General features: G+C 47.5%; 4 protein-coding genes and 1 riboswitch. All 4 genes read right to left on the bottom strand.

Annotated features, from left to right (window positions below; all coding sequences use genetic code 11):
* Positions 1–187 precede the first annotated feature (187 nt).
* The gene (locus tag QVD32_RS07460) at positions 188–1693 is read right to left on the bottom strand and encodes an arylsulfatase (RefSeq protein ID WP_021891774.1); all 1506 of its coding nucleotides are present in this window, start codon (positions 1691–1693) and stop codon (positions 188–190) included.
* Positions 1694–1769: 76 nt separating this feature from the next.
* Positions 1770–2246, bottom strand: coding sequence for an anaerobic ribonucleoside-triphosphate reductase activating protein (nrdG, locus tag QVD32_RS07455; protein WP_021891773.1), 477 nt, complete (start codon positions 2244–2246; stop codon positions 1770–1772).
* Entirely contained in the window at positions 2246–4627 is a 2382-nt protein-coding gene (locus QVD32_RS07450; protein WP_118687110.1) for an anaerobic ribonucleoside triphosphate reductase, read from the bottom strand. The genes nrdG and QVD32_RS07450 overlap by 1 nt, the downstream gene beginning before the upstream one ends.
* Before the next feature lie 52 nt (positions 4628–4679).
* Positions 4680–4887, bottom strand: a riboswitch (cobalamin riboswitch).
* A gap of 831 nt (positions 4888–5718) precedes the next feature.
* Positions 5719–6768, bottom strand: coding sequence for a tRNA preQ1(34) S-adenosylmethionine ribosyltransferase-isomerase QueA (queA, locus tag QVD32_RS07445; protein ID WP_008862960.1), 1050 nt, complete (start codon positions 6766–6768; stop codon positions 5719–5721).
* Positions 6769–6779: the final 11 nt, after the last annotated feature.

The raw sequence follows: 6779 nt of genomic DNA, 5'->3' as shown, positions 1-6779 counted from the left end.
AACTCTACAACCAAATGATCTTTTTCAACCCTTCTCCTTAGAAACTATTGTTTCTTCGGTGTCTCCTCTATATGGCTAACATAGTACCCCGTAATACTACGGGACACGGCAGGGGAGGAGTTTGAAAATGTTTTAAACCTCTCACCCTATATTTCGCTATTGCAAAGCACCGAGGGGGAATTGAAAATCATTCTTTCGGATAATGAGGACTGTATAGCATTTTCTTTTTGCGAACGACCAACCGCCCGTCTTTCACGAATTCTTCTCCTCGTTCACTGAGGTGACGTATCATACGGGCACGCAGCTTTTCCAACCGTCCCTTGTACTCTTTATCGTTAACGGCATTGTGGAGTTCCTGCGGATCTGTGACAAGGTCAAACAATTCTTCCTGTCCCGTGTAGAAACGCCATACATACTTTATTTTTCCATCGGTCAACGCACACCAGTAGTTGTCACGACTATAACAAGTGGCATGTTCCAAATCAATATATTCTCGCCACCCGGTATCGGTTCCTTTGGCCAGCGGTAAAAGAGGGCATCCGTCCATATCGGCAGGAACGGTTGCCCCGGCTATATCCAAGAAGGTAGGTAAAACATCGCGCAATTCCACCGGATTATCTATTTTCTCAGCAACCCCACCGACACTTGCCGGCCACTTCGCGATACAGGGAACATGAACCGAACCCTCATAGGGATAAGTCTTTCTCCAATGATAGTGGTCGCCCATCATATCGCCGTGATCCGATACGAAAAAGATGAGAGCATCGTCATACATACCTTTGTCTTTCAATGCTTGAACGATACGCCCTATTTGTTCGTCGATAAAAGTAATATTGGCATAATAGTGTCGCTTGGAATTACGGACATATTCATTACCGAAATTTCCATAAGGGGCATCCGAGGCAGCCCCTTCGGGATTCAACCGCTTTGCGTATCTACCGCACCAATCCCCTATCGCCGGGTCGGGAACATCGACATTATCATACATATCCAGAAAACGTTGCGGCGGATCATACGGACTGTGAGGACGGGCAAAAGACACTTTGAGGAACAAAGGACGACTCTCGGGGTCATAATGGCTGATGAGATTGCAAGCCATTTCGCCGGTCCAGTACGTGGGATGTAGTTTTTCATCTAATTTGTAAACCCCAGCACCGTGATCGTTCCACCAAATGCCTGTTGCATCGGGATTCTTCCCGGGAGCTTGCACCTGAAACCACTGTCGATAATCACTGGTAAAATGGGGGTCTTGCCTGCGACCGCTCTCATCTAACAACGTTCCGTCAAATCCGTGTTTCACCCGCTGGGGATACCAATGCATTTTCCCGATACCAAAGGTGTAATAACCGGCATCTTTCAACATTTGAGGCATCTCGTACTCATACTTCGGCGCTACCCGTCCATATCCTAACATTCCGTGATGCCACGGCGACATTCCGGTCAACAATCCGGCACGGGCGGGCGTGCTGCTGGGACAAGACGAATAGGCATTCATGAACAAAGTTCCTTCGTTGGCAAGTTTGTCCAAATGAGGGGTAATGACAAACTCATTTCCCATACACCCCACAGCATCGCCCCGCTGTTGGTCGGTCATAATCAATATAATATGGGGCTGTTTTTGTGCATTCGCAAATGAGGAGCAAAACCCGGCAGAGAGAGCCAATGTGCATTTCAGGTTAGTCAGGACATTCATAATTATCGTTTACTATCACACAACGATACAAAAATATGATTTCCACAAGTCAAAAACAATAAAACCTCGGAAAACTCTACCGGTATTTCGACAAATGCAATATCCGTTGATTACTGCTGCCCCGGAAAGAGAGAGCCGGATCAAAGAGCGATTGGACGAACGGACCATCGACAAGGGTGTCGATATAGTCGAGACAGGGACGGCGGGTCTCGTCTTTTAACAGGGACTCGTAGGTATAGCCGGTGTAACACCAGACGTTTTTGTGAGTTTCCTCTTTGAGGCGACGGAGCAGAGCCAACAACGCAAAAGGGTTGTAGAAAGGGTCGCCGCCCGAAATGGTGATTCCATCGAGAATGGGATTGTCGTTTATCTCGGCGACGATACGGGAGAGAATAAGCTCCGTGAGCGGCTCGCCGGCCACCGGACTCCAACTGCCGGGATTGTGGCATCCCCGGCAATGATGGGTACAACCGGCCAGATAGATGGCATAGCGTACCCCGAAACCGTCGGAGATAGTCTCGGGGTAAACATTGATGATGTGAAGCGGTTCCATTATTTGTGTTTCACACGGTCACGCTCTTCGGCCTGCTTAGCAGAATTCCAAGATTCGAGGCTTCCGGTGAGGTAACCCGTAATCCGTCGCATACGCGATATATTCTCACTCTTGCAAACCGGACATTGCGTATAGATGACACCTCGGTAACCGCACGAACGACAGGTATCTACCGGGTGATTGATCGACCCGTAACCGATTCCTTCGTCGTGCATCACTTTCACGATTTTGAGAATGACAGAGACATTCTTTTTCGCTTCGCCGTCGAGCTCGACATAGGTAATGTGCCCACCTTTCGTGATAGCATGAAAAGGGGCTTCTTTCTTGATTTTCTCTACAATACCCACCGGTTCTTTCACATCGATATGGAACGAATTTACGTAGTAGTCCCGATCGGTCACGCCCGGAATAACACCGTAACGTTTGCGATCCATACGAGTGAAACGTCCCGAAAGCCCTTCGGCCGGAGTAGCCAGAACCGAGTAATTGAGATTGTAGCGGGTCTTGTACTCCTCGACAACATTGTTCATCACCCGTATGGCATCATAGAGCGTGTTCCATGCCTCTTGGTTATGAGCATGGCCTTCGCCGTAAATAGCACACATCGCATTGTGCCCGCCGATGAACCCGATACCCAATGTCCCGCTATCGATGACATCGCCCACCTCGTCGTTGGGTTGTAACTTACCACCACCTTTCCAAACGTCGTTGCCCATCATAAACGGGAACTGACGGGCAAGCGCTTTGCGCTGGTATTCATAACGCTCGTAGAGTTGCTCGGCAATCATCGATGCCACACTGCGCACTTTCTCCAAAAATAGAATACGGGCTTCCCGACGAATAGCATGCTTGTCGCCGTCGGGATGCAACTCCTCAGCCTCCCGCCGGGCCTCTATTGCCAACCGGGGCATATTCATCGAAGTAAAGGAGAGATTGCCCCGTCCCCACGAACTTTTAATGCCGTGTAAATTCTCGAAGACCCTCGTACGGCATCCCATCGTCGCCACTTCGTAACGGAAACGGTCGGGATCATCGGCTTTCCAAAGGTCGTTTTTGTTGTATTCGGTATCTAAAAAGAGAAAGTTGGGGAAGAGCGAAGTAGAAGTCGTGCGACAGGCTTCGAGCAACAGGTCGAAATTAGGCGCCTTGAATTTGATTTTTCCCGCCATCGCTCCCTCGAAATCGGCCATCGCGGCATCGTAATCCTCATCGGTGTAAGAGACACCGTCTTTTACCTTAAATATCTGTATGGGGAATACCGGGACTTCACCGCTACCGAGTCCCTCGACAGTCGCCGAAAGCAACTCCCGCATGACCATACGGCCTTCGGCCGAAGTGTCCGTCCCATAATTTATCGAACTGAACACCACTTGATTACCTCCACGAGAGTGCATGGTATTGAGATTGTGAACCAACCCCTCCATAGCTTGATGCGTATCTTTACGAGTCATTTCGTAACTTTGTCGCCAAGCGGTATCGAGTTCGGCAACAGAAACGTTCACCCCTATCTCTTTCAAACGCTCGCCCAAAGCGGCTTTCTGTTCTTCGGTCATATCGATCGAAACAACTCCTTCCTGAAACAAATCTTTCAACGCCGGCATATCTTCCATTCCGTGCAAACGACAAATAAAGCCCACCCCGTTTTCGAGATGCTTGCGGAAACTCTTCAATACGCCCGGCGCCATAAAATGGTCGAAAGCCGGAATAGATTGCCCGCCGTGTTGCTCATTTTGGTTGGTCTGAAAAACGATGGTGGCCAACGTGGCATAACTCTGTATGGACTGCGGCGTACGCACCGTACCGTTCTTGGTATGGAATCCCCGGTTGAAGATGTCCTCCAAATCATATTGTACGCAAGTGGTCGTCTTGGTGGGATAGTAATCGAGGTCGTGAATGTGTATGTCGCCTTCCCGGTGTTCCCGTCCATAACGAACCCCGACCAAATATTTATAGGCATAATCTTTCGTGACCTCCGAGGCGAATGTCATCATTTGCCCTGCCGGTGTATGAGACGACATATTAGCATTGCTCAGGTTTACGTCGTTCTTCTCGACCGCCACGATACCGTCCATCACCTGCTTCATCGATGTGCGCTTTTCACGTTCTTTGGTACGCCACTCCCGATAAATGATAAATTTCTTCGCTACCGAGGGATTGCGCATCATCAATTTGCGCTCTACCAAATCCTGAATCTCTTCTACCGAGATATTCTCCCTATCGATGGCAGCGGCAACCTCGGCCGTAACTTGTTTAATAGAGGTCTCGTCGTCGTTCATACCGTCGGCACGATAAGCCTTAGCGATAGCCCGCTCGATTTTCTCAATCGAGAAGTTCTCTTTGGATCCATCACGTTTCGTAATGGTAATACATGCATAGTCCATGCTGATTGTTATTAAAGATTCGATACTGCGAACGCCTCCTCGAACGTTCATTTGCTTCTCTCCCACTTCGGCAGGTCTTCTGACTTTTCCCAATCCGAAAACGCCTTCCCGATATTCAGAAACAGATTCTTTATCAGTGGCCTGTGTCAACGGACTTTTGCAGGAATTACAGCAGCGGGACTGTCCGGGATTCTCACCCGATTCCCTTTTTATCGATTGTGCCTCACAGCGACAACCGAACCGAAATGCGAGTGTAAAGGTACATAAATTCTTTCCAAGAAAACAACAAATCTACACACAAAAGTTTCCTGTTTTGGAAAACTTTTAGGATTATTTTATCAAGAAAGTTTCCCAAAACGGGGAATTATTGCCCATCAATATAGCACTTTTATTTTTTCTGAAACTACTCGAAAAGATAGTATTTTCATAGAGCCTCTCAACTTTACTTTTCGGTTTTCTTACTATTACAAGCGAGGTCGATAATCAGTGAGAATATCGGCTCAGTAGGAAATCTAAGGGAATTGCCCTTTTGCACAAAAAAAAATGCCAAACCATAAAGTGAAAAGCCCGCCCTTCTCCCCCTGCGTTTTGCCATGTAAAATATAGGCAAAGTGGCACGTAGTGACAGAGGGAGTAATACTACAAAAATACTATATGCCATCTTTCCAACCCCCTCGCCTTAGAAACTATCGTTTCTTCGGTGTCTCCTATATGGCTAACATAGTACCCCGTAATGCTACGGGACACGGCAGGGGAGGGGAAATTGCAGCCCAATCCGTTCCCCTTGCTGCGTTTTTTCAACCCCTCCGTCCTTCGGACACCTCCCCTATATTTTGCTGTGCAAAACACAGAGGAGGAGTACACTTTGTATAGAAATTTAAACAAGAATCAACTTTTCACCGAAAAGTCCGAATTGTGTTTGTCAACAAAAGACTCATCGCTAAAATCCATATCTACCCCACGGATTTTCGGCTGAACCGTAAAAGGCGGTTCAGTAGATACTGTCGGAATCTAAGGATCGTTCATCGAAAACAAAAGGAGGAATACGTAGAAAACGCTATTCCTCCCTGTTATAAAGAGTACAATTGATTTTACAAAATGAGCATGGCGTCACCGTAAGCCCCGAAACGATAACCTTCTTTCAATGCCGATTCGTATGCCTCCAAAACGATGTCATAACCACCGAACGCAGCTACCATCATAAGCATAGTGGAAAGGGGCATGTGAAAGTTCGTCACTAAATTGGTTGCCACCGTAAAATCGTAAGGAGGGAAAATAAACTTATTAGTCCAACCGTCATACGTTTTCATGTGTCCCCCCGTACTTACTGCACTTTCTATCCCTCGCATCACCGATGTACCCACGGCACACACTTTACGACCTTCGTCCTTAGCATGGTTCACGAGTTCCACCAATTCGGGAGTCACTCTCATCTGCTCGGAATCCATCTTGTGTTTCGTGAGATCCTCGACATCGATTTCACGAAAATTACCCAAGCCAGAATGAAGGGTGAGGAACCCGTAATCGATTCCTTTAATTTCCATTCGTTTCAACAGCTCACGGCTGAAATGCAGACCGGCGGCCGGAGTGACAACAGCTCCTTCGTTACGAGCAAAAATATTCTGATACCGATCGGCATCCATCTCTTCTACCGGACGGGCGATATAGGAGGGCAACGGCATTTCTCCCAGCTTGTAAAGAGCCTCCTTAAACTCATCGTGGGAACCGTCGTAAAGGAATCGTAACGTGCGCCCTCGCGAAGTCGTATTGTCGATTACTTCGGCCACCATAGAATCGTCGTCGCCGAAATAGAGTTTATTTCCGATACGAATCTTACGAGCCGGCTCTACCAAAACGTCCCACAACCGATTCTCTTCGTTCAATTCCCGTAACAGAAAAACCTCTATCTTAGCTCCTGTTTTTTCCTTATTGCCGTAAAGACGAGCCGGAAAAACTTTGGTGTCGTTAAACACGAACACGTCTTTCTCGTCGAAATACTCGATAATTTCCTTAAAAATGCGATGTTCTATTTTCCCCGTCTTCCGGTCGATTACCATCAACCGGGATTCATCACGGTTTTTAGCCGGATATTGAGCGATTTGCTCTTCGGGTAGTTTAAATTTAAATTGGGACAGTTTCATATCTTTAATTA

The sequence above is a fragment of the Barnesiella sp. genome (genome assembly GCF_022723415.1).
Taxonomy (GTDB): domain Bacteria; phylum Bacteroidota; class Bacteroidia; order Bacteroidales; family Barnesiellaceae; genus Barnesiella; species Barnesiella intestinihominis.
Note: the sequence above shows the minus strand (reverse complement) of the source record. Positions and strands in the feature narration are given on the sequence as shown.

What these genes read in the sequence shown, in the direction of transcription:
- QVD32_RS07460 (WP_021891774.1), bottom strand. Translation starts at nt 1,693, where the DNA reads ATGAATGTCCTGACTAACCTGAAATGCACATTGGCTCTCTCTGCCGGG.
- QVD32_RS07450 (WP_118687110.1), bottom strand. Translation starts at nt 4,627, where the DNA reads ATGGACTATGCATGTATTACCATTACGAAACGTGATGGATCCAAAGAG.
- queA (WP_008862960.1), bottom strand. Translation starts at nt 6,768, where the DNA reads ATGAAACTGTCCCAATTTAAATTTAAACTACCCGAAGAGCAAATCGCT.
- nrdG (WP_021891773.1), bottom strand. Translation starts at nt 2,246, where the DNA reads ATGGAACCGCTTCACATCATCAATGTTTACCCCGAGACTATCTCCGAC.